Source organism: Sphingobacterium daejeonense (assembly GCF_901472535.1).
GTDB lineage: Bacteria > Bacteroidota > Bacteroidia > Sphingobacteriales > Sphingobacteriaceae > Sphingobacterium > Sphingobacterium daejeonense.
Map to the genome: position 1 here is coordinate 1,553,494 of NZ_LR590470.1, position 25,476 is coordinate 1,578,969.

Annotated in this window: 29 protein-coding genes and 4 pseudogenes; 29 read left to right on the forward strand and 4 right to left on the reverse strand. The window is 41.8% G+C overall.

Features of this window, described 5'->3' with window-relative positions; genetic code table 11:
* Positions 1 to 19: 19 nt before the first annotated feature.
* Positions 20 to 349, reverse strand: a complete 330-nt coding sequence (locus FGL31_RS07395; protein WP_002993231.1) for a methyltransferase-A70 family protein — start codon at positions 347 to 349, stop codon at positions 20 to 22.
* 169 nt (positions 350 to 518) lie between these two features.
* Between FGL31_RS07395 and FGL31_RS07400 the strand changes: the two genes are divergently transcribed.
* The 4 genes and pseudogenes from FGL31_RS07400 to arsB all read left to right on the forward strand — a co-directional run bounded on the left by FGL31_RS07400 (position 519) and on the right by arsB (position 3,055).
* Positions 519 to 848: an ArsR/SmtB family transcription factor gene (locus FGL31_RS07400; protein WP_002993233.1), complete on the forward strand. Its 330-nt coding sequence runs from the start codon at positions 519 to 521 to the stop codon at positions 846 to 848.
* A gap of 74 nt (positions 849 to 922) precedes the next feature.
* Positions 923 to 1,388 (forward strand): annotated as a pseudogene (locus tag FGL31_RS07405) (DUF6428 family protein).
* A gap of 19 nt (positions 1,389 to 1,407) precedes the next feature.
* Positions 1,408 to 2,022 (forward strand): low molecular weight phosphatase family protein, encoded by a 615-nt coding sequence (locus FGL31_RS07410; RefSeq protein ID WP_002993237.1) that lies wholly within the window; start codon positions 1,408 to 1,410, stop codon positions 2,020 to 2,022.
* Between the two features lie 3 nt (positions 2,023 to 2,025).
* Positions 2,026 to 3,055, forward strand: a pseudogene (arsB, locus tag FGL31_RS07415) (ACR3 family arsenite efflux transporter).
* Between the two features lie 73 nt (positions 3,056 to 3,128).
* Here the strand turns inward: arsB and FGL31_RS30290 are convergent.
* Positions 3,129 to 3,605 carry a hypothetical protein gene (locus FGL31_RS30290; RefSeq protein ID WP_262709056.1) on the reverse strand — a complete coding sequence of 159 codons (477 nt, stop codon included), beginning with the start codon at positions 3,603 to 3,605 and terminating at the stop codon, positions 3,129 to 3,131.
* Positions 3,606 to 3,621: 16 nt separating this feature from the next.
* Between FGL31_RS30290 and FGL31_RS30295 the strand changes: the two genes are divergently transcribed.
* The 23 genes and pseudogenes from FGL31_RS30295 to FGL31_RS07515 all read left to right on the forward strand — a co-directional run bounded on the left by FGL31_RS30295 (position 3,622) and on the right by FGL31_RS07515 (position 20,647).
* The gene (locus tag FGL31_RS30295; RefSeq protein WP_446677064.1) at positions 3,622 to 4,008 is read left to right on the forward strand and encodes an efflux RND transporter permease subunit; all 387 of its coding nucleotides are present in this window, start codon (positions 3,622 to 3,624) and stop codon (positions 4,006 to 4,008) included.
* 3 nt (positions 4,009 to 4,011) lie between these two features.
* Entirely contained in the window at positions 4,012 to 4,347 is a 336-nt protein-coding gene (locus FGL31_RS24895) for a hypothetical protein (RefSeq protein ID WP_232046374.1), read from the forward strand.
* Positions 4,348 to 4,512: 165 nt separating this feature from the next.
* Positions 4,513 to 4,887 (forward strand): hypothetical protein, encoded by a 375-nt coding sequence (locus FGL31_RS24900; RefSeq protein ID WP_232046375.1) that lies wholly within the window; start codon positions 4,513 to 4,515, stop codon positions 4,885 to 4,887.
* A gap of 574 nt (positions 4,888 to 5,461) precedes the next feature.
* A pseudogene (locus FGL31_RS07435) lies at positions 5,462 to 6,025 on the forward strand (helix-turn-helix domain-containing protein).
* A gap of 466 nt (positions 6,026 to 6,491) precedes the next feature.
* Entirely contained in the window at positions 6,492 to 6,893 is a 402-nt protein-coding gene (locus FGL31_RS07445) for a TonB-dependent receptor domain-containing protein (protein WP_138090282.1), read from the forward strand.
* Positions 6,877 to 7,317 carry a hypothetical protein gene (locus FGL31_RS07450; protein ID WP_138090284.1) on the forward strand — a complete coding sequence of 147 codons (441 nt, stop codon included), beginning with the start codon at positions 6,877 to 6,879 and terminating at the stop codon, positions 7,315 to 7,317. The genes FGL31_RS07445 and FGL31_RS07450 overlap by 17 nt, the downstream gene beginning before the upstream one ends.
* Positions 7,318 to 7,535: 218 nt before the next feature.
* Positions 7,536 to 7,724 carry a hypothetical protein gene (locus FGL31_RS24905; protein WP_232046376.1) on the forward strand — a complete coding sequence of 63 codons (189 nt, stop codon included), beginning with the start codon at positions 7,536 to 7,538 and terminating at the stop codon, positions 7,722 to 7,724.
* 151 nt (positions 7,725 to 7,875) lie between these two features.
* Positions 7,876 to 8,100 carry a hypothetical protein gene (locus FGL31_RS24910; RefSeq protein WP_232046377.1) on the forward strand — a complete coding sequence of 75 codons (225 nt, stop codon included), beginning with the start codon at positions 7,876 to 7,878 and terminating at the stop codon, positions 8,098 to 8,100.
* A 264-nt stretch (positions 8,101 to 8,364) separates the two neighbouring features.
* Positions 8,365 to 8,652 (forward strand): heavy-metal-associated domain-containing protein, encoded by a 288-nt coding sequence (locus tag FGL31_RS30300; RefSeq protein ID WP_446677065.1) that lies wholly within the window; start codon positions 8,365 to 8,367, stop codon positions 8,650 to 8,652.
* A complete protein-coding gene (locus tag FGL31_RS30305; protein WP_446677079.1) occupies positions 8,609 to 9,142 on the forward strand; it encodes a cation transporter in 534 nt (177 codons plus the stop codon). The genes FGL31_RS30300 and FGL31_RS30305 overlap by 44 nt, the downstream gene beginning before the upstream one ends.
* The gene (locus FGL31_RS30310; RefSeq protein WP_446677086.1) at positions 9,030 to 9,344 is read left to right on the forward strand and encodes a hypothetical protein; all 315 of its coding nucleotides are present in this window, start codon (positions 9,030 to 9,032) and stop codon (positions 9,342 to 9,344) included. The genes FGL31_RS30305 and FGL31_RS30310 overlap by 113 nt, the downstream gene beginning before the upstream one ends.
* Before the next feature lie 19 nt (positions 9,345 to 9,363).
* Positions 9,364 to 10,779 carry a copper-translocating P-type ATPase gene (locus FGL31_RS30315; RefSeq protein ID WP_446677066.1) on the forward strand — a complete coding sequence of 472 codons (1,416 nt, stop codon included), beginning with the start codon at positions 9,364 to 9,366 and terminating at the stop codon, positions 10,777 to 10,779.
* Positions 10,780 to 10,878: 99 nt separating this feature from the next.
* Positions 10,879 to 11,100 (forward strand): heavy-metal-associated domain-containing protein, encoded by a 222-nt coding sequence (locus FGL31_RS07465; RefSeq protein ID WP_002993257.1) that lies wholly within the window; start codon positions 10,879 to 10,881, stop codon positions 11,098 to 11,100.
* Between the two features lie 260 nt (positions 11,101 to 11,360).
* A complete protein-coding gene (locus FGL31_RS07470; protein ID WP_002993259.1) occupies positions 11,361 to 11,540 on the forward strand; it encodes a hypothetical protein in 180 nt (59 codons plus the stop codon).
* Positions 11,541 to 11,807: 267 nt separating this feature from the next.
* Positions 11,808 to 12,689: a DUF3347 domain-containing protein gene (locus tag FGL31_RS07475; protein ID WP_037459498.1), complete on the forward strand. Its 882-nt coding sequence runs from the start codon at positions 11,808 to 11,810 to the stop codon at positions 12,687 to 12,689.
* Between the two features lie 14 nt (positions 12,690 to 12,703).
* Positions 12,704 to 13,009 (forward strand): hypothetical protein, encoded by a 306-nt coding sequence (locus FGL31_RS07480; protein WP_002993263.1) that lies wholly within the window; start codon positions 12,704 to 12,706, stop codon positions 13,007 to 13,009.
* Positions 13,010 to 13,027: 18 nt separating this feature from the next.
* A pseudogene (locus FGL31_RS07485) lies at positions 13,028 to 15,149 on the forward strand (heavy metal translocating P-type ATPase).
* Positions 15,150 to 15,155: 6 nt separating this feature from the next.
* Positions 15,156 to 15,821: a DUF3347 domain-containing protein gene (locus FGL31_RS07490; protein WP_002993266.1), complete on the forward strand. Its 666-nt coding sequence runs from the start codon at positions 15,156 to 15,158 to the stop codon at positions 15,819 to 15,821.
* Between the two features lie 11 nt (positions 15,822 to 15,832).
* Positions 15,833 to 16,357, forward strand: coding sequence for a DUF305 domain-containing protein (locus FGL31_RS07495; protein ID WP_002993268.1), 525 nt, complete (start codon positions 15,833 to 15,835; stop codon positions 16,355 to 16,357).
* Positions 16,358 to 16,383: 26 nt separating this feature from the next.
* Positions 16,384 to 16,803 (forward strand): hypothetical protein, encoded by a 420-nt coding sequence (locus tag FGL31_RS07500; RefSeq protein ID WP_002993270.1) that lies wholly within the window; start codon positions 16,384 to 16,386, stop codon positions 16,801 to 16,803.
* Between the two features lie 122 nt (positions 16,804 to 16,925).
* Complete coding sequence (locus FGL31_RS07505) at positions 16,926 to 17,291, forward strand: heme-binding domain-containing protein (RefSeq protein WP_232046378.1); 366 nt, start codon at positions 16,926 to 16,928, stop codon at positions 17,289 to 17,291.
* A 13-nt stretch (positions 17,292 to 17,304) separates the two neighbouring features.
* The gene (locus tag FGL31_RS07510) at positions 17,305 to 19,578 is read left to right on the forward strand and encodes a multicopper oxidase family protein (protein WP_037459500.1); all 2,274 of its coding nucleotides are present in this window, start codon (positions 17,305 to 17,307) and stop codon (positions 19,576 to 19,578) included.
* A 226-nt stretch (positions 19,579 to 19,804) separates the two neighbouring features.
* Positions 19,805 to 20,647, forward strand: a complete 843-nt coding sequence (locus FGL31_RS07515; RefSeq protein WP_002993275.1) for an RteC domain-containing protein — start codon at positions 19,805 to 19,807, stop codon at positions 20,645 to 20,647.
* 118 nt (positions 20,648 to 20,765) lie between these two features.
* Here FGL31_RS07515 and relB (FGL31_RS07520) read toward each other — a convergent pair whose 3' ends face one another.
* A complete protein-coding gene (gene relB / locus FGL31_RS07520) occupies positions 20,766 to 21,182 on the reverse strand; it encodes a type II toxin-antitoxin system RelB family anti-toxin (RefSeq protein ID WP_002993276.1) in 417 nt (138 codons plus the stop codon).
* 7 nt (positions 21,183 to 21,189) lie between these two features.
* The gene (gene relB / locus FGL31_RS07525; RefSeq protein ID WP_002993277.1) at positions 21,190 to 21,600 is read right to left on the reverse strand and encodes a type II toxin-antitoxin system RelB family anti-toxin; all 411 of its coding nucleotides are present in this window, start codon (positions 21,598 to 21,600) and stop codon (positions 21,190 to 21,192) included.
* A gap of 308 nt (positions 21,601 to 21,908) precedes the next feature.
* Between relB (FGL31_RS07525) and FGL31_RS07530 the strand changes: the two genes are divergently transcribed.
* Both FGL31_RS07530 and FGL31_RS24915 read left to right on the forward strand, forming a co-directional pair.
* Complete coding sequence (locus FGL31_RS07530; protein ID WP_094280393.1) at positions 21,909 to 23,237, forward strand: TlpA family protein disulfide reductase; 1,329 nt, start codon at positions 21,909 to 21,911, stop codon at positions 23,235 to 23,237.
* 13 nt (positions 23,238 to 23,250) lie between these two features.
* Entirely contained in the window at positions 23,251 to 25,254 is a 2,004-nt protein-coding gene (locus tag FGL31_RS24915) for a carboxypeptidase-like regulatory domain-containing protein (protein ID WP_232046379.1), read from the forward strand.
* Positions 25,255 to 25,476: the final 222 nt, after the last annotated feature.

Genomic DNA, 25,476 nt, shown 5'->3' on the forward strand with positions numbered 1-25,476 from the left:
GGATTTGGCAGAACAGTGTTTATTCAGATATCGTTATAGAGTTGTCCACTTCATTGACATATACGTCCGACCCATCAAAATCATCATCATCGTTTTGGGAACTTTGTCTTGTAAAAAGCTCCAGTCTGTCAACTTGCCCAAAAAGCCGAACAATACGCTTTCTGATTTTGTCAGGTTTTTCGGATTGTCTTCCACGGGGAGATATAAGCACCTGTGGAACATCTCTTGCATGTCTTTCAAGAGGTTTTCCCTTTGTGAACAGTAGGACGATTTCTGCATTTGCCCGTGTAATATATCCCATTCCAATAAAAACCCAATCATTGTTCCTGTTCGTTTTTTTTTCTTGCAACGGCTAAGGTATCAGCGAGAAGAAAAGGTCGACTGAAAGTGGCAGAGTTTGGCTTTGAGAGGTAGGGTTTTACCACACATAAGATTATTAAAAGAATTGATTGTTTTTTTACAAACCATATTATATCTAAATTTATTATCGTAATATTGCGATATATAAAAAACAAAGCATGGGACTTACTAAATCAGAAATATTCACGGACGAGCAAAACAGATTAGCTTCTCTATTTAAGGTTCTGGCACACCCTGCAAGGGTTGCCATACTTCAATATATCATTAACCAGAAAGCCTGTATCTGTAATGATCTGGTCGAGGAATTGGGATTGGCACAGGCTACGATTTCTCAGCATTTAAAGGAGTTAAAGAGTATCGGCATCATTCAAGGCACAATCGAGGTTAAATCTGTTTGTTATTGCATCGATAAAAATGTTTGGAAAAAAATCCAAGCAGATTTTAATTCATTCTTTGATCAGGAAGTAAAGGTAAACAAGTGCTGTTAGCCGTGATTTTTTAATATTTAACATCGCTATATTACGATACAATATTTTAATAAATCATTTCAAAATTCAAAACAATGAAACTATCAAACATCAAAGAAATCTTACCAACATTGGACAATGTTGAATTTCAATTAGCGGACGGAACATTTGTCCCCAAACATTTCCACGTTACGGAGGTAGGTATTGTTACCAAAACATTTTATTGATTGTGGCGGAACGATCAGAAATGAAAAGGTCGTCAACTTCCAGTTGTGGAACGCCAACGATTTTGAACACAGGCTAAAGCCGACCAAACTATTGAACATCATCAAACTGTCCGAAGAAAAATTGGATATTCAAGATGCCGAAATAGAAGTGGAATACCAAAGCGAAACCATTGGCAAATACAATCTGGATTTTAACGGAAACCATTTTGTACTGAAAAACAAACAAACCGCTTGTTTGGCAAGTGATGCCTGCGGTATTCCTGCCGAAAAACAAAAAGTAGAATTATCAGAGCTGAACAGTGCTTGCTGTTCGCCTAATTCGGACTGTTGTTAAACCCTATAAACCAATCGTAATGTACAAGAATTTAGCTGAAACCATAAAGGGAATATCTGATGTTCAGACCGTAAGCGAAGAACGTAAAACCATATTGCAACCCTTGATAGACTTCGTACAACAAAAAGTAAGCAACGGACAGGTAATAAATCTCAATTTCATCTGTACACACAATTCACGAAGAAGCCATTTATCGCAGGTTTGGGCACAGGTGGCAAGTGTATATTACCATATCCCGAATGTATATTGCTATTCGGGCGGTACGGAAGAAACGGCATTATTTCCGAAAGTAGTGGAAACATTGAATGAACAGGGTTTTTCTGCTTTCAAAATTTCGGAAGCGGACAATCCTGTTTATGCTATTAAGTACAGTGAAAATGCTTTGCCGATTATCGGTTTTTCAAAAAAGTACGATAGCCCTTTCAATCCTGTATCGGCATTCACTGCCATTATGACCTGTTCACAGGCAGACGATGGCTGTCCTTTTATTGCAGGTGCAGAAAAGAGAATACCTATCACATTTGAAGACCCGAAGATTTCAGACGGCACAACAGAGCAGACAAAGATATATGCGGAAAGGAGTTTGGAGATAGCAACTGAAATGTTCTATGTTTTTTCAATGATTAAAAAATAACCAATGCAACCAAAACTAAAATTTCTTGACCGTTACCTTACCCTATGGATATTCCTTGCTATGGCATTTGGCGTAGGATTAGGATATTTCTTTCCCAACATTTCTAACGTAACAGACAGCTTGTCCGTAGGAACCATTAATATCCCGCTGGCAATAGGTTTGATACTGATGATGTACCCGCCATTGGCAAAGGTGGATTATACAGTATTGCCCAAAGCGTTTAAGGATAAAAAAAGTAATTGGAATATCTTTATTCCTCAATTGGGTAATCGGTACGGTAATGATGTTCGGGTTAGCCGTTCTGTTTTTAAGGAATGAACCCGATTATATGACGGGATTGATTTTGATAGGATTGGCAAGATGTATCGCAATGGTAATTGTATGGAGCGACCTGGCAAAAGCCAACAGGGAATATACGGCACTATTGGTAGCGTTGAACAGTGTCTTTCAGATATTGAGTTACAGTTTTTTGGTTTGGCTTTTTATCAACGTATTGCCGAGTAAATTAGGATTAGCCAATTTCAATGTAAATGTATCAATGAAAGACGTTACCGAAAGCGTGTTGATATACTTGGGTATTCCTTTTTTTACAGGTTTCGTGAGCCGATATGTTCTTATAAAATCAAAAGGCATTGAATGGTACAATAGAAAATACATACCGGCAGTATCACCTATTACACTTTACGCATTATTGTTTACCATTGTACTGATGTTCAGTTTGAAAGGCGACAAGATATTGGAGTTGCCAGTGGACGTGATTAAGATAGCCATACCGCTAATCATCTATTTTGTATTGATGTTTTTCGTGAGCTTTTTTATAAGCAAATCCCTGAATGTTCCTTATGACAGGAACGCGTCCATAGCATTTACAGCCACCGGGAACAATTTTGAATTGGCCATAGCCGTAGCCATTGCGGTTTTTGGTATTCATTCTCCACAGGCATTTGTTGGCGTTATCGGACCATTGGTCGAAGTGCCTGTACTGATACTATTGGTAAGGGCAAGTTTATGGTTGAAGAAGAAACTATACTAAGTTGATGTAAATAACTTAGCGGGATTTTAGAATTGTCAAGAAACTAAAATTAAACCCTCTGAATCCGGAGCGTTTATTGTTTGTTCAAGATGTGAAGCATCCTGCCCACCTCAATATCCATTCGGGAAAATGCAAACCATTTTTTGCCCAGGTCTTTGAGCGAAGCCCCTATATGGTAAAGCTCCGCTTGGTCTATTATCAAAAATCGGTCGTGGGTATCGGAGAAAACCTTAATTTCAATCGGGAGGTATTGGCTGTTGTACCGTTTTATGTCCAATTGTAGCTGATTGCTGATTGCTTTGGTGTAGATTGTTGCGGTTACATTTTGTTTTCGCTTAACCAATATCGTTAGTGCCGTTGAGGAAATCCAACAGATAGTGGGGCGAAAAAATAAAGCTGCCCGAAGATTACCCACATTGAATACGGTGGGCAATTTGAAGCGGAGGCAGAAGCATCGCAGACCTTGATTGCGACCTCCCTGCTTTCCATTCTGATTATTTTCCTGATACTGTTCCGGGAGTTCCAAAACGGTAAAGTTAGCCGCCATCATTTTAATCAACCTGTCTTTGGCATTGATTGGCGGTGTGTTCAGCATCTATTTTACCAGTGGCATTTTGAGCATTCCTGCCATTATCGGTTTTATCACCTTGTTTGGTGTGGCTACCCGTAACGGCATCCTGCTCGTATCGCATTACAATACATTGTGTGATGAGGGGGTTGGATTTGTACGATACGGTTATACAAGGCTCAAAGAACAGGTTAAGCCCCATCCTGATGACGGCACTTACCGCAGGGCTGGCATTGATACCGCTTGCTATTGCGGGCGATTTGCCCGGCAACGAGATACAAAGTCCTATGGCAAAGTGATATTGGGCGGCTTGCTTACTTCTACATTGCTCAACATTTTTATTGTTCCGGCGGTGTACTATTTATCTAACAAAAAAAGCAGCTAAAGCATGAACATAAAATTTTTAACGGCAATCTGTATGTGCGTTTTTACCATACAATTGCAGGCACAGTCAGGATTGGAAACCGTCTTGTCTGATGTTGCCAAGAACAATAAAACGCTGCAAACCCAAAGCAAATATTGGGATGCGCAGAAGTTATTGTACCATACGGGCAATACGCTGTACGACCCTGTGGTCAGCTACGATTTTATGCGTGGCTCACCCTATGCCATTGCGGGCAACCAAACGGACATTAACGTCTTGCAGCGTTTCGACTTTCCCACGGTTTACAGTAAAAGAAAGCATTGGCTGGCGAGCAGAGTAAGCAGGCAGATTTTTCGCTAACAGCCAACAGGCAGGAAATATTATTGGGAGCGAAAAAGATTTGCATTGAACTGATATACCGCAATAAACTTCAGGAAAGAATTATAGAACGGAAAACAAAAACCGAAAAGTTCCTGGACCGACTTTCAGACCAAACTGGATAAGGGCGAAGGTAATGTGCTGGACGTGAATAAGGCTAAACTTCAATTGATTGAGATTAATAAAGATTATCAGTTGAACATTTCCGCTATCAACCAACTTCATCAAAAACTGACGGAACTTAACGGCGGTATAGAGATAGTCTTTAACGATACCATATACCCTGAATATAAGCCCGTTCCTGCATTTGAAGAATTGGAAGAAACAATTGAATACAAAGACCCGGTAAGAAAATATTTGACACAACAGACCGTAGTAGCCCAAAAGGATATTGAAGTTACTAAGGCATTGACCCTGCCAAAATTTGAAGTGGGTTTTCATTATCAGGCTATTTTAGGGCAGCAGTTTTACGGTGCAAAAGTAGGCGTGAGCATTCCTTTGTGTGAAACAAAAATCGGGTGAAGCAAAAGCAGGCTGAATTATCGGTGGCAGAAGTACAGGTAGCACGGCACAAGAACGAACATTATTATCATTTGAAGCAACTGTATGAAAAGTATATCAACCTGCAAAAGACGGTAAGCAGAATATGAGAAAGTATTAAGCAGTATCAACAGTATTAAACTATTGGGATAAAGCGTTATCATTCGGAGAGATAACCACTATCCAATATTTTTTGGAGGCAAGTTAACTTTTATACCGCTACCAATAATTATTTGCAGGCGGGAGAAAGAGTACAACGATGCAATAGCCGAACTGTACCATTATTTGCTATAATTTAATATTGTAGGGTGAATGCAGACCATTAGCAAAGGCAGATGTATCACTGTTTTAAAACCTTGCGGAATACAACTTTCGCAAGGTTTCAATTAACTAAATTAGAAGCCTGGGCCGAGGCTTCAGGTTAACAAAAACCCAAATTAAAAGCGCCTATGCAGACAATGCAATCAGATAACTTGATTTAGACAGGAAGCAACGAGCGTAGTTCGACTTAAATCGTAAATTTGTTTATTGTGCTTAATATAGCAGTTAGTAAGATATGAATACACTCTTTATTAAAAATATGGTATGCGACCGCTGTATTATGGTGGTGCAAAACGAATTGGATAAACTTGGTTTAGATGCTAAAAATGTAAAGCTGGGCGAAGTACCCTTACCAAAGAAATTACACCTACGGAGAAAGAGGCTTTGGTCAAGACTTTAGAGCCATTGGGGTTTGAAGTAATTGATGATAAAAAAAGGCAGGATAATAGAAAAGATAAAGAACATTATCATTGACCTGGTACATCATCAGGATAGTGATGTAAAAACCAACCTTTCCGATGTATTGAGCGATAAACTGCACCACGATTACAATTACTTGTCCAATCTGTTTTCAGAAGTAGAGGGTACAACTATTGAAAAATACTTTATCGCCCAAAAGGTGGAAAAGGTAAAAGAACTGCTGGTGTATGATGAACTGTCGTTAAGTGAGATTGCCATGCGCCTCAACTATTCAAGCGTAGCCTATTTGAGCAACCAGTTCAAGAAAGTAACGGGGCTTACCCCGAGCTATTTCAAACAAGTCCGGGAAGATAAGAGAAAGCCGTTGGATAAAGTATAGGAACGGCTACGCTTATTCAGGAACGCTGCGGGCAAAGCCCTGACACCGTAAAATTGACTTCACTTATTTTATATCCTTTAGGCAACTTAAATAACGGTTGCACATCCTCTATACAAGTTACCGATTTACATTTTTGACAACTGAAATGCAAGTGGTTATGATTGTGGACTACTTCACAGTTATGGCAACTTGCATATCCTACACCCCCGTCAACGTTTACCACTTTGTGGACTAAATCTTCTTCCATTAACCTATCCAGTACCCGGAGATATTTGCCGGAGAGAAAGCCGGGAAACTGAACATACAGATTTGCCGCACAATTCAACAACAGGGAAGAATTTGATATAGTCAGGAACAGCGAAATTACAACGCCTCAAATGACTTTGAATGTCAGCACGATTTCCGAAGAAATTTCTTGGGAGCATCCCACATTCAAAAACTTTAACGAAGTATCGGCATATCCGCTATGCAGCAGGACAATACCTACAAAGGTCGGTATCTCATCCCTGCCTACAATTCCCAAACATACGGTGCATACTGGATTGAAAAATGGAAGAAGAACAAATGGGAGCTTCAGGGCGGTATCAGGTATGATTTTAAGCAAATCAGTACGGTACGATACCCTTACAATAACCAGCCTGTGGAGCATGACTTTGATTTTTCAACAATCGGGGCATCATTCAATACCATCTACCATCTTTCAGACCATATCAGGATAAACGGAATGGTCAGCTTTGCCAATAGGGCTCCCCACGTTAACGAACTGCTCATTGACGGCATACATCAAGGTACTGCCACCTATGAACTTGGGGACGTAAACCTGAAAATAGAGCAGGCTGTAAAACACGGTCTTGGGGCTTTCATATAGCAATGAAGAAAAATCAGTAAATATAGACTGGTCTGTATTCTACAATTCCATCAACAACTTTATCTATTTACAGCCCCGCCCGGGAGAGCCTGTATTGACCATTGCAGGTGCATTTCCCAAATTCGTCTATCAACAGGCTGATGCCTATCTCACGGGAACGGATTTATTAATCAATTACAAGCCTGTACAGAAACTGGACATCATAGGAAAGGCATCTTTGCTAAGGGCGTACAATAAAACGATAAACGACTGGCTGATTTCCATGCCATCGGACAGGTTTTCATTGGGGTTCAATTACGAACTGCCCGATATAAGGTCTTTCCAAAAATCCTATATCGGGATGGAAATTCCGCTGGTCTTAAAACAGACAAGAGTACCTGATGAAAACATACACGGCCAGCAGGATTATAAGCTTGCCCCCTGATGGTTATCTCCTGACAAATATATCCGCTGGTACAGTGGTCAGTGTCTTGGGCAGGTCACTGAACATCAATCTTGCAGTGAGCAACCTGTTCAATACCCGGTACAGAAACTACTGAACAGCTTCAGGTATTTTACGGACGAAATGGGCAGAAACATCTCCGTTAGATTAAAGTACGTTTTCTGACAAACACGTTTTTCAACAATTAAATTTATATAACAATGACACAGAAATTCAAACATTTTTCTTCGATTGCCGTAGCGGCAATCGTACTATTCGCAACCTCATGCAGCAAAGACGATGACCCTATCCCCGAAGAAAACGACAACGAGGTAATCACTACGGTACAGCTACGTTTTAAGGAACAGGGAACCACGAACGAACTTCTTTTATGCTTGGAAAGGTGCTGACGGAGCCGGAGGAAACGCCCCGGTCATAGACCAGATTGCACTGCAACCGGGTAAGTCCTATGATGTCAGCGTATCCTTTCTTGACGAGGTAAATGGTGAAGACATTACCGAAGAAGTAAGTGAGGAAAATATAGACCACCGTATTTATTACGTGCCATCTTCCACATCAAATATACAAATCACAAATTTGGATAAGGATGACAACAACGTTACGTTAGGGCTGGAAAGCGTTTGGACAACCACGACCGCTTCCACTGGTACGGTCAGGGTTGTGCTGCGCCATTATCCACAGGGAGGAAAGATTGAAACGGACTTGATTAATGACCCTAAGTCATCAACTGACGTAGATATTCAATTTAATTCTAAAGTTGAATAAACCCCGCACCAAGAAGAAGACCGGGCATCCGTCAGTATTTTAAGACCACAGCTTTTTAAGCAAACAATAAAGCATTGCGATTATCTTTCGCAATGCTTTGTGGTTTTAAAGACCATCTAAAACTGGCTTTATGGCGATAACCATCTGATGAAGTGGCTCACCTATACAGGATTTCAATAAATCTTACAAATCAAATCCAAAATTTCACAACAGTACCCATAATTATAATAGCCAATTTTGCATTGTAAATTAAAGCAGGCAAATATGGCGACAAACAGAGAAAATATATACATACCGTTGGAGGATGTAGAAAGCGAACACTGTGCATTAATCGTTGAAAAGGGATTGGCACAGGTAAAAGGCGTAGAAACCCATAAAGTAGAGCTGAACAACCGCAGGGCAGCGATTACAGTAGATAGCAATGAAACCGTAGGCGAAGCTGTTAAGGCAATTAAAGATTTAGGTTACGGAGTTCCTACGGTTAAAAGTGCTTTTTCCGGTATTGGGCATGACCTGTGCATCCTGTGCGGGCAGTGCCGAAAGCATTGTTAAATACCAACCGGGAGTAGTTAATGCTTCCGTGAACTTTGCAACGGGCAATCTTACCGTGGAATATCTGCCCAATATGACCGATGCCTCCACCCTGCAAAAAGCGGTTCAGGGAGTAGGTTACGACCTATTGATTGAAGACAAAACCAAGCAGCAGGAAACGCTCGAAGCCATCCACGAAAAGAAATTCCGAACCTTGAAAAACAAGACCATTTGGGCAATTATCCTTTCCCTGCCCGTGGTAATCATAGGAATGTTCTTTATGGATATGCCCTATGCAGACCCGATAATGTGGCTCTTTTCCACGCCCGTTGTAATATGGTTGGGCAGGGATTTTTTTTGTAAACGCTTGGAAGCAGGCAAAGCACCGTTCCGCCAATATGGATACGCTGGTGGCATTGAGTACAGGTATTGCCTACCTGTTCAGTGTTTTCAATATGCTGTTTGCCGACTTTTGGCATCAACGGGGACTGCATGCTCACGTATATTTTGAAGCGGCTGCCGTTATTATCGCATTCATCCTCTTGGGAAAACTGCTGGAAGAAAGAGCCAAAGGCAACACCTCTTCAGCCATTAAGAAGCTGATGGGCTTGCAGCCAAAAACGGTCATCGTGGTACATGCGGACGGAACGGAAAAGCAGACCGCTATCGAAGACGTAAGCGCAGGCGATGTGATACTCGTAAAAGCCCGGTGAAAAGATTGCGGTAGACGGCATGGTCATATCGGGCAATTCGTATGTGGACGAAAGCATGTTAAGCGGTGAGCCTGTACCTGTATTGAAAAAAGAAAAAGAAAAAGTATTTGCAGGAACGATTAACCAAAAAGGCAGCTTCCGGTTCAGGGCGGTAAAAGTGGGCAAAGAAACCATGCTTGCCCACATCATCAAAATGGTGCAGGATGCACAGGGAAGCAAAGCACCCGTACAGAAACTGGTCGATAGGATTGCGGGCATCTTTGTTCCCACAGTGATAGGTATTGCCATCCTGACATTTACGCTATGGTTGATTTTGGGAGGCGAAAACGGGGTTGTTCAAGGTCTGTTGGCAGCCGTTACGGTATTGGTCATTGCCTGCCCCTGTGCTTTAGGCTTAGCGACACCCACCGCTATTATGGTAGGCGTTGGTAAAGGTGCTGAAAATGGCATTTTGATAAAGGATGCCGAAAGTTTGGAACTGGCCAAAAAAGTAAATGCCATCGTTTTGGACAAAACCGGAACCATCACCGAGGGAAGACCACAGGTAACGGGCATTAAATGGCTGAACAATGAGGACACTGCAAAAGAAATCCTTTTGAGCATCGAAAAGCAATCCGAGCATCCATTGGCAGAAGCCGTAGTGAAGCATCTTGGCGATGTAGCGACCACCTCTTTATCCATGTTCGACAGCATTACGGGCAAAGGCGCAAAAGCAGACCATGACAACGAAACCTATTATGTAGGCAACAAAAAGCTATTGGCAGAAAACAACATTGCCATTGCCGGCGAATTACAAGACCAGGCCGAAGAATGGGGCAAACAGTCTAAAACCGTTATCTGGTTTGCAAACAGCAAAAAGGCTCTTGCTGTAATCGCTATCGCCGATAAGATTAAGGAAACATCGGTGCGGGCTATCCGGGAAATGCAGGAAATGGGCATTGACCTGTATATGCTGACCGGAGATAATGAAGCTACTGCAAAAGCCATTGCGGAGCAGACAGGCATCAAGCATTACAAAGCCGAAGTTTTGCCACAGCACAAAGCCGACTTTGTGAAAGAACTGCAAAGTAAAGGAAAGGTAGTGGCAATGGTGGGCGATGGTATCAACGACAGCACCGCATTGGCAACAGCCGATGTAAGTATCGCAATGGGCAAAGGCAGCGACATCGCAATGGACGTAGCCAAGATGACCATCATTTCGTCCGACCTGACCAAGATACCGCAGGCAATACGCTTGTCCAAACAGACCGTAGCCACCATCAAGCAAAACCTGTTCTGGGCGTTTATCTACAACGTAATCGGCATTCCGGTAGCGGCAGGCATCCTTTACCCTGTTAACGGCTTCCTGCTCAACCCGATGATTGCGGGTGCGGCAATGGCATTGAGCAGCGTGAGCGTGGTCAGTAACAGCCTGCGGTTGAAGTGGAAGAAATAAAACAGTAAATCTCACAAATCAAACAAGAAATTACACAACAATAACTAACTGAATAGTACGGAAATTTGCATTATCAGATAACTCTAAAATTTGTAAACAATGGAAAATAAACAATTTCAATTCAAGACGAACATCAATTGCGGCGGCTGTATCGCATCTGTAAAGCCGCACTTGGACAAGGCAGAGGGCATCTGCCATTGGGAAGTGGACACGGCCAACAAGGACAAAGTACTTACCGTGAAGTCCGAGGGCATTACCGAGCATGAAGTAATATCGACCGTGCAAAAGGCAGGCTTCAAAATAGAACCTTTGGATGCCTAAGCCAGCAACTTTTTGAAATGCCCTTTTTCCGACCGAATTTCCATGAGGTTGGGTTGATGAAAAGGGCATTTTATCAATTCTGAAAAAAGGCGATAGGTTATTGCGTATATGGCATTATTTTTCCATATAGCAAAAAAAACGTAAAACGATATAAAAAACCAATCTAATTTGTAACTTTGTTGCGTTGAAAAATTATAGAATACATATAGGCATTTTGACATTGTTCTGTTTGGTTTTCTTTATGATACCAAGTCAGAGCTATGCCTGTTCCAAAAATTCAACAAAGACCGAGCAGTCTTCCTGCTCAAAGGAGAAATCCAAAAAATCAGAACATACAAAAGGTTGCAAGAGCAAATCCTGTAAAAAATGCAAAAGTGACAAATGCGGGGGCGGTTGTTCCCACAGCTCTTGCAGGTGCGGTGCTTCAACCACTTCCCTAAATGTCCCAACCGTAATCGAATTAAAGGCAAAAGATCACTTAGCAGCAGCTAAAAAGCAAAAATTCGCTTTCAAAGAAGCCTATTATTCTTCGGGCTTTTTTTCCATTTGGCTACCGCCTAAAATAAGCTAAATTTATGGCCTGCCAGCCATAGGTATGTCCTGTCAGAAGCCGCTTCGGCTTTTTGCAAATCCCTTATTTGTATCATTTATTTAAAGTTTAAAACAGAAATGGGCTTTCAATACTTCATTTCTAAAAAGTAATTATTATGAAATCATTATCAAAAATAGTGATGGTAATCGCCGTATTACTATCCTCAATGAATGGTTTCGCACAAATCAAAAATGCGAAAACAGAAACCGTAAAGATTTACGGCAATTGTGGTATGTGTAAAACCACCATCGAAAAAGCAGGTAACATAAAAAAGGTAGCCAACGTGGACTGGAACAAAGATACCAAGATGGCTACGCTCACGTATGACAGCGAGAAAACAAATCAGGATGAAATCCTGAAACGTATCGCTTTGGCGGGTTATGATAGTGAGAAGTTCCGTGCGCCGGATGACGTATATGCGAAACTGGCTGAATGCTGCCAGTACGATAGACCTTTGAAGACAATTGCCCAAAACAAAGGGGCGGCAATGGACATGAAAGTCGGACATGGCAATCACAACCACGGTGAAATGGCAGCACCCGCTAACAAGGATGCAGCTCAAAATCAATCACAGCTAAAAGCTGTGTTTGACAACTACTTTTCAGTGAAAGATGCTTTGATAAAAACCGATGAGGCAACTGCATCTGCCAAAGCCGCTGAATTGGCTGCATCCCTTAAAGCAGTCGATATGAACAAGCTTTCGGCAGAGGAACATACGGCTTGGATGAAAGTAATGCAGGACTTGACAGCTAATGCGGAAAGCATTTCAAAATCAAAAGACGTTGCAAAACAAAGAAGTGCTTTTGCGGCACTTTCGGGAAGCATCTACATACTGGCTAAAGTGTCTAAACAGGATACACCAGTTTATTACCAGCACTGTCCTATGTACAATGGAGGTAAGGGGGCCAATTGGCTAAGTAAAGAGAATGCCATTAAAAACCCATATTACGGCTCACAGATGCTTACCTGCGGCAGTACGGTCGAAACCATTAAATAACAGGTCGGAAAGCTATGGAACAGTATAGTGATATGGTGCAGGCTCTTAAAGACCTAAGACAACGTGGGTACAGTATTGATTTTAGTCTGTTGCCGGACTGCCTTTACTGTGCGTCAAAGAGCCTGAAACTAAAACCGGAGGATTTTACGGTTACGGAAACTCATAGGTTTGAAAGCCTCGACAGCAGTCCTGATAACAATGCCGTGATTTATGCCATATCGTCCAATGACGGTAAGAGCAAAGGGGTACTTGTTGATGCCTATGGTACTTATGCTGAAGAAATGACCCATGAGATGGTAAAAAAATTAAATGCAACATAACTTTTAAAATCCCTTGTTATGAAAAAATACACGTGTCCCATGCACCCGCAGGTGCTAAAAGACGAACCGGGCAAATGCCCTCTTTGTGGCATGGCATTGGTTCCCGGTGGCGGTACGTCAGCTTCTCATGAACACACGCCAGAACATGAGCATTCCGGGCATTCTCAACATGGCCATGATGACGAAAACTTTGATAAACATGAGGGGCATAATACAGGCGATTTCCTCACACGTTTTTGGATAAGCCTTGTCATTACAATCCCTATCCTGCTCCTGTCGCACATGATACAGCAATGGTTGGGTTTCTCCCTTGCTTTCAATGGCGATAAATATGTGCTGTTGGCATTGGGTACGGTGATTTATTGCTATGGAGGCTTACCGTTCCTAAAGGGAATGATTGGCGAGGTGAAAGCCAAAGCCATAGGGATGATGACACTTGTTGCCATTGCCATATCCGTAGCCTATGTTTATTCCGTAGCCGTTGTATTTGGCTTGCAGGGTATGGACTTCTTTTGGGAACTGGCAACCCTAATTGACATCATGCTGTTAGGGCATTGGCTGGAAATGCGTTCCCAAATGGCTGCTTCACGGGCATTACAGTCATTGGTGGCTTTGCTGCCCAACGATGTTACCGTGGAACGTGGCGGAGAAGCTGTAAAGATAAAGCTCGAAGACCTGCAAAGCGGTGAAACGGCTATCATAAAACCGGGAGAAAAAATTCCAGCCGATGGATTGGTACTGGAGGGGCTTTCGTATATCAACGAGAGTATGCTTACCGGGGAAAGTGTTCCCGTAAAAAAGGAAAAGGACGGAAAGGTCATCGCAGGCTCTATCAATGGCGATGGTGCGCTGAAAGTTAAGGTAACAGCCGTGGGAAAAGACAGCTACCTGAACAGGGTTATCAATCTTGTGCAGGAAGCGCAGGCTACTAAGTCTAATACACAGAACCTTGCGGACAAAGTTGCCAAATGGCTCACCTTTATTGCCATTGCCGTGGGCATAGGCACATTTGCCTATTGGTATGCAAGCAGTGGAGATATTGCCTTTGCGCTTGAAAGAATGGTGACGGTAATGGTAACGGCCTGCCCGCACGCATTGGGCGTGGCTATCCCGTTGGTGGTCGCCATTTCCACAACGCTTTCGGCGACCAATGGCCTGCTCATCCGCAACCGTACGGCATTTGAAACCACCCGAAAACTTTCCACCGTCATTTTTGATAAGACCGGAACGCTCACCAAAGGTTCCCATGCCGTAGAAAAGGTTATACCGTTAACAGACGAATATAATGCCGATGAGGTTATCCAGTATGCTGCCGCAGTACAGCAAAATTCGGAACACCATATCGCCAAAGGCATTATGGCTACATTGAAAGAAAAGAGCCTTGCCTTATGGAAGTCTGAAAACTTCAGCTATATGCAGGGCATAGGTGTTAAAGGTGTTGTGAACGGGAAAAATGTCGTAGCTGGCGGCCCGAATTATTTCACCGAAAACCACCTTTCCCTGCCGGAAATACCAAGCGAAATCAATCAGGAAGCCGAAACGGTCAACTTTGTCCTCATTGATGACCGGGTAATCGGCATCATTACTTTGGCAGACAGCATCCGTGAGGGGTCGGCACAGGCGATTGAGGAACTCAAAAAAAATGGGCATCAAGTCCTTTCTGCTCACCGGGGACAACGACAGGATTGCTGCTGCCGTAGCCGGAAAATTGGGTATGGACGGGTATTTGGCTAATGTGCTTCCGCACAACAAGCAGGAGAAAGTAAAGGAGTTTCAGGCAAAAGGCGAAATCGTAGCAATGACTGGTGATGGTGTAAATGATGCACCTGCACTGGCACAGGCAGATGTGGGCATTGCCGTGGGGTCCGGTACGGACGTGGCTGCCGAAACAGCGGATATCATATTGGTAGACAGCGACCCGAGGGATGTGGTCAAACTGATTGACTTCGGCAAACTTACCTACAAAAAGATGGTACAGAACCTGATATGGGCGGTTGGCTACAACGTGGTGGCAATACCCCTTGCGGCAGGCGTACTCTATCCGAATTTTGTTTTAAGTCCCGCTATGGGTGCTGTGCTGATGAGTGTAAGCACCATTGTAGTGGCTATTAACGCAAGTTTTTTAAAAATCAAAAAATAAATAAAAATGAAAAATCTAACATTATCAATCATTGCTGTTATCATGGCATTTGTAACAGTATCATGCAATCAGGCATCCAACAAAAACGAGCAGTCTTCAAGTGATACTGCTGTTGTATCACAAGAACAGTCAGCTTCCCAACCAAAAGAGGATGATACGGTAGCTGCGCCCGTTGTGAGTGAAACTCCGAGCGGTCAGGAAGCAAAAGCAACAGGAAAAGAAGAAGCAAAAAACTTTTCTATTGCGCCCATAGTTACCGATTATCTGTCCTTAAAGAACGCCCTTGTTTCGGACGATGACAAAGCTGCCGCCAGTTCAGGGAAAAAGCTGTTAGCTACCCTGAATAAAGTGGACATGAAAGCCGTTCCTGCCGATAAGCACAAAAAGTACATGGACATAGCGGACGATGCTAAAGAACACGCAGAACATATCGGGGAAAATGTCGGCAACATCCACCACCAGCGGGAACATTTGGCCTCGCTTGGCGAAGATTTGAAAGACCTGATTGATTTGTTCGGTACATCGCAAACATTGTATCAGGACCATTGCCCGATGTTCAATGACGGTAAGGGTGCTGTTTGGTTCAGCGAAAACAAGGAAATCAAAAACCCTTACTACGGTTCTAAAATGCTGACCTGCGGTAAGGTGGAAAAAACAATTAACAGCAAATAAAATTCAGGGTTATGGAAAATATGCAAAACAGTCACCATGCGGGTCATTCCTCGGAGCATGGCACGCACAATACAAAACATGCTTCGGCCATGTACAAACGCTTTGCGGTGATGGCTGTAGCCATGTTCGCAGTGATGTATTTTATCATGTACGCCATGATTGACGGGTGGCAGAACCTGATACCCAATATCAACAATTTGTACATGACCCTGCTGATGACCTCGGCAATGCTGCTTATCGAATTAGCGATAATGAAAGTAATGTACCCCAACAGGAAGATGAATTGGGCGATAGCCATCATCTCGGTTGCTGTTGGCATCTTTTCATGGTTTGGTATCAGGGAACAAATCAATGTCGGGGACAAGCAGTTTGCAAAGGGTATGATACCCCATCACGCAGCAGCCATATTGATGTCCGAAAAGGCACACCTGACCGACCCGGAACTGATAGAGCTGCAAAAAAATATACTTAAAACCCAAGCGGAAGAAATTGAACTAATGAAGCGCAAGCTAAAAGAGTTTGAAGAAAGTAAATAATAAAATTTAAAAAAACAAGTTTGGACATGAACAAAATAATAATTGGCTTTATTTCCTTATTAACCCTGCTATTCACCGCTTGCGGTCAGGCGGGGTCAAATAAGGATGAAGCGGAACAGCAGCATTCGCAGGCAACTCCGGAAAGCAACGGACATACTACCCAAATAGGTGAATTGGTTCCATCGGATGAAGTCTGCATGGTCAACGATGCCTATATGGGCAAAAGGCAGTTTGACGTAAAATTTGATGGTAAAACCTATTACGGATGTTGCGAAATGTGTAAGGAACGTATTCCAAAAGATGCGACCGTGCGGATGGCGATAGACCCCTATTCCCATAAGCAGGTAGACAAAGCTAATGCGGTGATTGCTGTGACAGGAAATAACGGTGAAGTTTCTTATTTTGAAAACAAGGAGAATTATGCCAAGTATGTGAAAAAACAGTAGACACAAAAAGATGAAGCCACAATAAAATAATTATGACCATAAAGAAGAAAATCATATTGGGGCTGGCTGTCGTCCTGATTGCCATACAGTTCTTTCAGCCCTTACGGAACCAGGCGGTTGAAGTGCCAGCCACCCATATCGAAAGGGTGTACACCGTACCCCAAAATGTAAAGGCTATCCTTGTTCAGTCCTGTTATGACTGCCATAGCAACAATACCCATTATCCGTGGTACAGCCGTATCCAGCCCGGCGCATGGTACATGGCAGAGCATATAAAAAAGGGGAAAGAGGAACTCAACTTTAGCGAATTTGGCGACTATTCTGTCCGCAGGCAGCGAAACAAGTTCAGGGCTATGGCCGGGCAGGTTAAGGACGGGGAAATGCCATTGTCGTCATATACGCTAATTCATCGTAATGCAGTATTGTCACCGGAGGATAAGCAGGTTTTGATAGCGTGGTTTGGCACAATGGAAGACAGCATTAAATAAAATTTTTCAACGAATGAACAGATATAAAAAAATACCCATAAGAATATTGCAAACAGTGCTGATGCTGCTTTGCACGCAAACGCTGTTTGCACAGAGAGTAGTGCATTACGAGCTGTATGTAAAAGATACACTTGTCAACTATGCAGGTAAGCAAAAAAGGGCGATTGCCGTAAACGGGCAAATCCCCATGCCCACCCTTACCTTTACCGAGGGCGACACTGCCGAAATAGTGGTGCACAACCAATTGAAAGAAAGCACATCACTGCACTGGCATGGTGTGTTCCTGCCCAATAAAGAAGACGGTGTGCCCTGGCTTACGCAAAAGCCCATCGCACCGGGTACAACCTACACCTACCGTTTTCCGATTATCCAGCATGGCACGCACTGGTATCATTCGCACTCAGGCTTGCAGGAGCAGATAGGCATGTACGGTAGTTTTATCATGAAAAAAAGAGGCGACGATAAAACCTTTAGAAAAGGAATTGACGATTTGCCGACCGTCCCGATTATATTAAGTGAGTGGACAAATCTTAACCCGGATAACATCAACCGTATGCTACACAATGCAAATGATTGGGCGGCCATTAAGAAAGGTGCTACGCAATCGTACGTTGAAGCTATTAAGGAGGGAAAATTAGGCGTAAAGGTAAAAAATGAGTGGAAACGGATGCTGGCGATGGATGTCAGTGATGTTTACTATGATAAAATCCTAATAAATGGTAGCCATAGCACCGATTTGAAAACAATTGGTGGTAAAAAGCTAAAAGCAGGTGACAAAGTCAGATTACGCGTTTCCAATGGCGGGGCGTCTTCGTATTTCTGGCTAAGATATGCTGGAGGGAAAATTACAGTAGTAGCGAATGATGGAAATGATGTTGAGCCTGTAGAAGTGGATAGATTAATCATTGCAGTTTCTGAAACTTACGATATTGTAGTGACTATCCCTCAAGATGGGTTAGCATATGAGTTTTTAGCAACAACCGAGGACAGAACACAATCAGCAAGCTACTTTATAGGTGATGGGGTCAAACAGCTTATTTCCCCGCTCCCACGATTGAAGTATTTCGAGGGGATGAAGATGATGAACGATATGATGAAAATGAATGGCGATTTGGACGATATGGGCATGAAGATGAGCCTGAACCAAATGGACATGAATGTAGTGATGTATCCCGAAATTACCGGAGATGCAGCAAAGAAATCAGACCACAGCAAGCATGAAGGTATGAACATGGATGACGACCCTAACCGTTACAACGCTAATGCCTTGGGAGACATCAAAACATTAAATTATGCTATGTTGCAATCGCCTTACAACACCTCCCTTCCAAAAGATGCGCCTGTAAAAGAGTTGAAGTTCACACTTACTGGCAACATGAACCGCTATGTATGGAGCATGGATAATAAAATACTTTCGGAAACGGACAAAATACCTGTAAAAAAAGGAGAAATCCTACGGATTACCATTTATAATAATTCGATGATGCGGCATCCTATGCATCTTCACGGATTTGATTTTAGGGTGATAAACGGAAAAGGCGAAAAATCGCCGCTTAAAAATGTGTTGGATATCATGCCTATGGAAACGGATACCATTGAGTTTTTAGCAAATGAGGAAGGTGATTGGTTCTTTCATTGCCATATATTATATCACATGATGGCGGGAATGAACAGGGTGTTTGAAGTTGGAGACTACAATAACCCCTATTTACCTGACAAGGCAAAAGCCTATAAAGAATTGCAAAGAGAAAGTAATATGCCCCATTTTATGGCACAAAACGATTTTGCAACCAATGGTAATGATGGAGAAGCTATGCTAATGAATGCACGCTATCAATTAGGAACAGAATGGCGCTTAGGCTATAATAGTATGCACGGGTATGAAGTAGAAACTCACTTAGGTAGATACATTGGAAAGATGCAATGGTTCATGCCCTTTGTAGGTTTTGATTTTCGTTACCGGAAAATGGGAGAAGATGAGCACGAAAAGAACATATTTGGACAAACCAACAAGAAAGACACCCGCAAGGCGTTCAGTTTAGGGTTTATGTATACGTTACCTATGCTGGTCAATTTCCAGGCAGAAGTATATCACGATGGAATTGTAAGATTGCAGTTAATGCGCGAAGATATTCCAATTTCAAAAAGATTAAGAGGTGGCTTCATGGTAAATACCGACTTAGAATATATGGGGGAGCTTAGGTATATCATCAATAAAAATATAGGTATACGTACCCACTATGATAGTGATATGGGATTTGGTGTAGGGCTTGCATTGACATATTAAAATAAAATACCGGATGGTTGTAAACTGCAAACCGTAAAATTACGGCAAAATACAGTGGGTGATGCGGGGTATAATTCGTTTGGATTAACCTGCATCATACTACAACCCATCAGACAATACAACAGTTCCACCACCAGCATCATACTGGTTGTTCTTTCATGTAGTTGCATGGGCTAATACGAGCAGTATTAGCATTTCTATATTAATCAGTATCATATTTATCAAAATGAAACGAATGGATAAATTTTACAATGAAACATATCTTAAATTGGAAACAGAAATCCAAGAACTGGAGATTGAAAACGATAACCCGGTACAACGGACAGAAGCCATTATATACCGGATTGTGGAATGTCTGTCCGAAATTAAAGATTATGTTTTGAAACGAGGATTTACAAATGTTGATGAAGAAATCCGATTTTTTAAATATCAAAAGCCAGTCATTGTTTCAAAATTGATTTATTATAATGCCATTTACAAAATCGAGACGAGGAAGCCCTACGGGGCTAAGCGCATTAGAAAATATCTTAAAAAAGAATTGAAGAAGCTAAAAAGGTTTTTCGACAATAACATTGATTTTTATAAATATTACCGAAGCAACAACTCGTTTCTTGACGAGAAAATGTTTGTTCGGGGCAAGCACGATATAAAACTGTGGCTGGATACCTATTATTTTCAGTCCGACCAATCTTTTTCTACTTCCCACGATTATAAGGTAGCCAAGATAATGGCGAATGATTTGATACAGGTGTATCTCGAAGACCAGCTTTACTGCACCTACAAGCGTTTGTTTATAAAACGAACTGCTATTTCGGGGCTGAACTGGACAGGTAGTAAAGCTGCTTTGACAGAACTCATTTACTCCCTATACTACCAAAGCGTTCTCGATAATGGCAATACGGATATTAGGTTGATAGCGGAATATTTTGAAAATGCCTTTAATATTGATTTGGGAAACTTTTACCATACCTATCTCGAAATACGCAACCGGAAACGAAACCGTACCAAATTCCTTGATGCACTGCGGGATAACCTTATTAAGAAAATGGATGAGCAGGAGGAAAAATAATGACAGCGATAGAAAGAGAAACGGCGGACTTGCAGATCCGCCGTTTCTTTTAAAATTCTTCGCTTCTTGGTTACGAGGGAAGCCTGAATCTATCGTTATGCTTTAAAAGATACTTTAGTTATTTCTTATCTTTTGCTTTCTGAAAATGTTCCCGCTCCATTCTCAATAATTCTTCAAACAGCTTGGTTGCCTGCTCAATTGAAAACTGATGATTATTTTCAATTCTTACTGTACCAACCATAGCACCATTTGTCGGTTCAACCTTTTCGTAAAAATTATTAGTATGGTAAAGAACCTGCCCCACATCAAATTTCTTCAAACCCTCTACGCTTACGCCAAGCGCAATAGCTACTTTTTCCAATCGTTCGTCATCCACGTTCTCGGTTTGTTCCAATTTAGATACAGCTTGCTTGGTCACACCCATACGCTCTGCCAAATCCTTTTGCGTAATACCTACCAATCGCCTTGCACTGCCAATTTTTATACCCATGTGGTTTTTCCCCTCCAAATACACGGTTTCTTTTTCTTTTTCCATTGTTATTTTACGAATGATTTTTTTGGTTTATAAATAATTCCAGTTTCTCCCGCTCACTTTGCAACAACCGTTCGTATAACTCGACTACTTTATCTAACGGATTAATATTCTGCGTACTATTCTCACCATGTTGAACAGTACTATCTTTATAACTGTTGATATTATAAATAGCTCGTTCCACATCAAATTTCTTAATGAGGTCAGGGGTTACGCCTAATGCAAAAGCAAATCGTTCCAACATTTCCGGCTCTAAAACAGCTTCCCGTTCTATGGCAGAAATTTGTGGCTGGCTCATACCCAATTCATTAGCAAGCACTTCTTGCTTAATGCCCAAGTAAATACGGATACGCTGCGCATTTCTGCCCTGATGGTTTTCTTCCAGCGTTTCCAAAACGTGTACTTTGTCTTCCTCTTGCATATTTCATTGTCATTTGATAGCGTAAATATAATAAAAGACAACCAAAAAAGCATAATAGACAACCAAAATTACTTCAAAAAAATCTCCATTTCAACGTTATTTGGAACAAATAACTAATAGTGAGAAGATTGACAAACAATTATAAACAATATTACTTCCTTTCCCCAACGGGAGGGATAAAAAGCGATGTTTTGTTCTTCTCAAAGAAATTCAGCCTCCGCTGCATCATCAAAAGCCCGGATTAGCACGTCCTGCAACCATACTCGGAGCAATTAATCATTTCCCAATAACCATAATTTATAAACCCAATGGCGAATAAACTTATTCGTAATAGGATAACGATTTTTATAGCCTGCCATAACCCGGAACTGGTAACGGGCGGCAGGCACTTCCTAATTCTAATTTGTTTCATGTTGTTTGGTGTCGGCATAGCCCGTCCGCAGTCCCGAGAAGTCGGGACTGCAAACAACCAAAACATCACCGCTTTAAACATCGGCGACCAAATCCCTGATGCTCTTTGGAACACACCTTTGCAGGTGGTGAACCACCCGCAGGACAAAAAAAACATCACCCTTGCCGATTACAAAGGCAAGCTGATAATATTGGATTTTTGGAGTACGTGGTGCGGTACTTGTGTAGCTGCATTGCCAAGACTTCACGAACTGGAAAAGGAGTTTAAAGACGATGTTATCATTTTACCGATGACAGACCAGAAAGCCAACGAAATAAAAGCATTCTTAAAGAAGAATCGAGTACTTTCCCGATTAAACTTGTTTTCAGTTACCGATGACAATACATATAAATTCCATTTCCCTTACACCATGTTGCCGCATGAGGTATGGATTAGCAAATCCGGCGAAGTACAAGCTATTACACACTCATCTGATGTAACAAAGGAAAATATTACTTCGGCATTGAAAGGCAATGCAAATAGCATTGCACAGAAAAAGGACAACCTTACCTATGATGACACACGTCCATTACTGCTTAATAATAATGGTGCTGACGGGGATTTTTTTGTTAGCAGAAGTATTATTACGTTAGCCATAGAAGGCATTCCTCGTTCAAATGCTCTACCAAAAGTGAACGAAAAAGAGAGCACCTTTCGGGTACTATCTACCAATGCTGACATCCGCCGTATGTACGAACTTGCATTTAGAGAATTGCTAACAATGCCACCTAACCGGACAAAGCTGGAGTTGAAGGAACCATTTTCTGTTTCGGAGAAAAGGTTTTTACAGGATAAGTATTGCTACGAATGGATTGCCCCATTGTCAGTATTGAAGCACTTTCCCCAAAAAGTACAGGCTGACCTCAATTATCACTTTGGCATAAATGGGCGTATGGAAAAACGTAATACAAAATGCTATACCATTAAGATTATAGGGAAAACGACAATAATCCCCAATAAACCCGAAGACGGCTTACAATACCTTTCGGCTTGGGTAAACAAGACCAATAAAGATATACAGCATATTCCTGTTGTAAATGATTTTACTGACCAAAAAATAGCCATCCCAAAAATAGCACATGCTATTGAGGATGTGGAAGCTGTTAACAGGCAACTTAAACCATTCGGTATTGCCATCGTGGAAGATGAAAGAGTGCTGGATTTTTTTGTCATTTCTGAACTATAAACCAAACTACTCAATGAAACGAACAATTACTTTTTTACTCATACTTTTTTCAGTTACCAATACCATTGCCCAAAACATATCCAACATTCGGGGTAAGGTAGTCAATAATGAAAATGGTCAGCCCGTAGCAGGTGCTACGGTCAAATTGTTGAACCGCAGTCAGAATAACACCGTACAAACTGATGAAGACGGAAATTTTGAATTTACAAATAAAGCATTCCCTTTAGCAGTTAGTGTTAGTTACATTGGATTAGCAGATACGACATTTGTCCTTTCTGCTGCTCCACAAAACCCATTGACGGTGCACCTAAATCCGGCAAGCAATACTTTAAGCGAAGTAGTGGTATCCACGGGTATTCAAAAAATACCCAAAGAAAGAGCCACAGGGTCATTTGACCATATCGACAACGAATTGTTTAATCGTCAAATCTCTACCGATGTATTGAGCAGGTTGGACGGTATTGCCAGTTCAGCAATGTTTGATAACAGACCCGGTGTAGGCAGTAACAATTTGAGCATACGAGGTCTAAGCACTATTTTTTCCAATACGAAACCATTAATCATACTGAATAATTTTCCCTACGAGGGCAATATAAATGATATTAACCCGAACGATGTGGAAGATATTACCATTCTAAAGGATGCAACCGCAGCCTCTATATGGGGCGTAAGAGCCGGAAACGGTGTAATCGTTATAACGACCAAGAAAGCCAAACGGAACCAGCCGCCTGCCATATCGTTTAACAGCAATATGACTCTTATTCAAAAGCCGGATATGATGCAACTGCCTTATATGTCTTCTGCGGATTATATAGGTGTCGAAAAAATGCTTTTTGACAATAACTTTTACGATGCCAATGAGCAGTTAGGCTACGTGCCATTATCCCCCGCAGTGGAATTAATGTATAAAAATAAACACGGGTTACTAACCGATGCCGCATTGCAACAAGGGCTGAACGAATTAGCGCAATACGATATACGTCGGGAATTGAATAAATACGTTTACAGGAAAGGGCTAAACCAGCAATATTCCCTAAACGTGAGTGGGCAGAGCGAAAATGTAAGCTATTATCTTTCTGGTGGCTATGATGACAATACCAGCACCACCGATGGAGGTTATAAACGGTATAATCTACGTTCTGACAATACGTTTCGACTTTCCAAAAAATTGAGTTTGGATGCCGCCTTGTTTTTTACCCATACCTTCACAAACGCAGGAAGACCTACCAATTTTTCTTCGTTACCTTATGCCCGTATTGCGGACGAAAATGGAAACGCTTTACCAATAGACCGATATTATCGGTCAAACTATATTCAGGAAACAAAACAAAATGGATTATTAGATTGGACGTATCGTCCATTGGACGAAATAAACCTCATCAACAATAAGCAGAAAACAAACAGCCTGATATTGAATACAGGGCTGAATTATGACATTGGCAAAGGGCTGATTGTAGAAATCAAATACCAATATGAAAACGCACAGGGAGCAGGAAAAGATATACGGAGCATGGCATCCTATTATACCCGTGATAGGATAAATACCTATACACAGGTTGGTACGGATGGAGCGTTATTCCGCCCAATACCTTTGGGCGATATCTTAAATGAATCAACAAACAGCTTCACGTCGCAATCTCTCCGTTTACAACTGAATTACTCCAAAACTTGGGATAAACACCAGCTAACAGGTCTTGCTGGAGCAGAGGCTCGTCAGGCAAACACCACTCTAACACAGTCTACACAATATGGTTATAATCCCCATATTTTGACGACTATCGCAGTTAATTACGATACTGATTATACTTTGTACAGTCCCACAGGTGGAATTGCAAAAATTCCAAATCCATATTTTACATCCGAAACTAACGATAGGTTTATATCCTTTTTTACCAATTGGGCTTATACGTTTGATAACCGCTATAATCTTAACATTAGTGCAAGACAAGATGGCTCAAATCTGTTTGGAGTAAGGAGCAATCAACGGTTTACCCCACTTTGGTCGGTTTGGTGGTAGCTGGCATCTGACGAATGAACGGTTTATCAATATTACATGGCTTGACCTGTTGAAGCTAAGGACGACTTTCGGTTATAGCGGTAACCTCAATCGCAATGTTTCGGCTCTGCCCACAATGCGTTATTACATGGTGGAAATTTAATAAATACGCCTTATGGTGTATTAGTTAATCCACCGAACGAAAATCTTCGTTGGGAAAAGAACGGGCAGTTCAATGTAGGG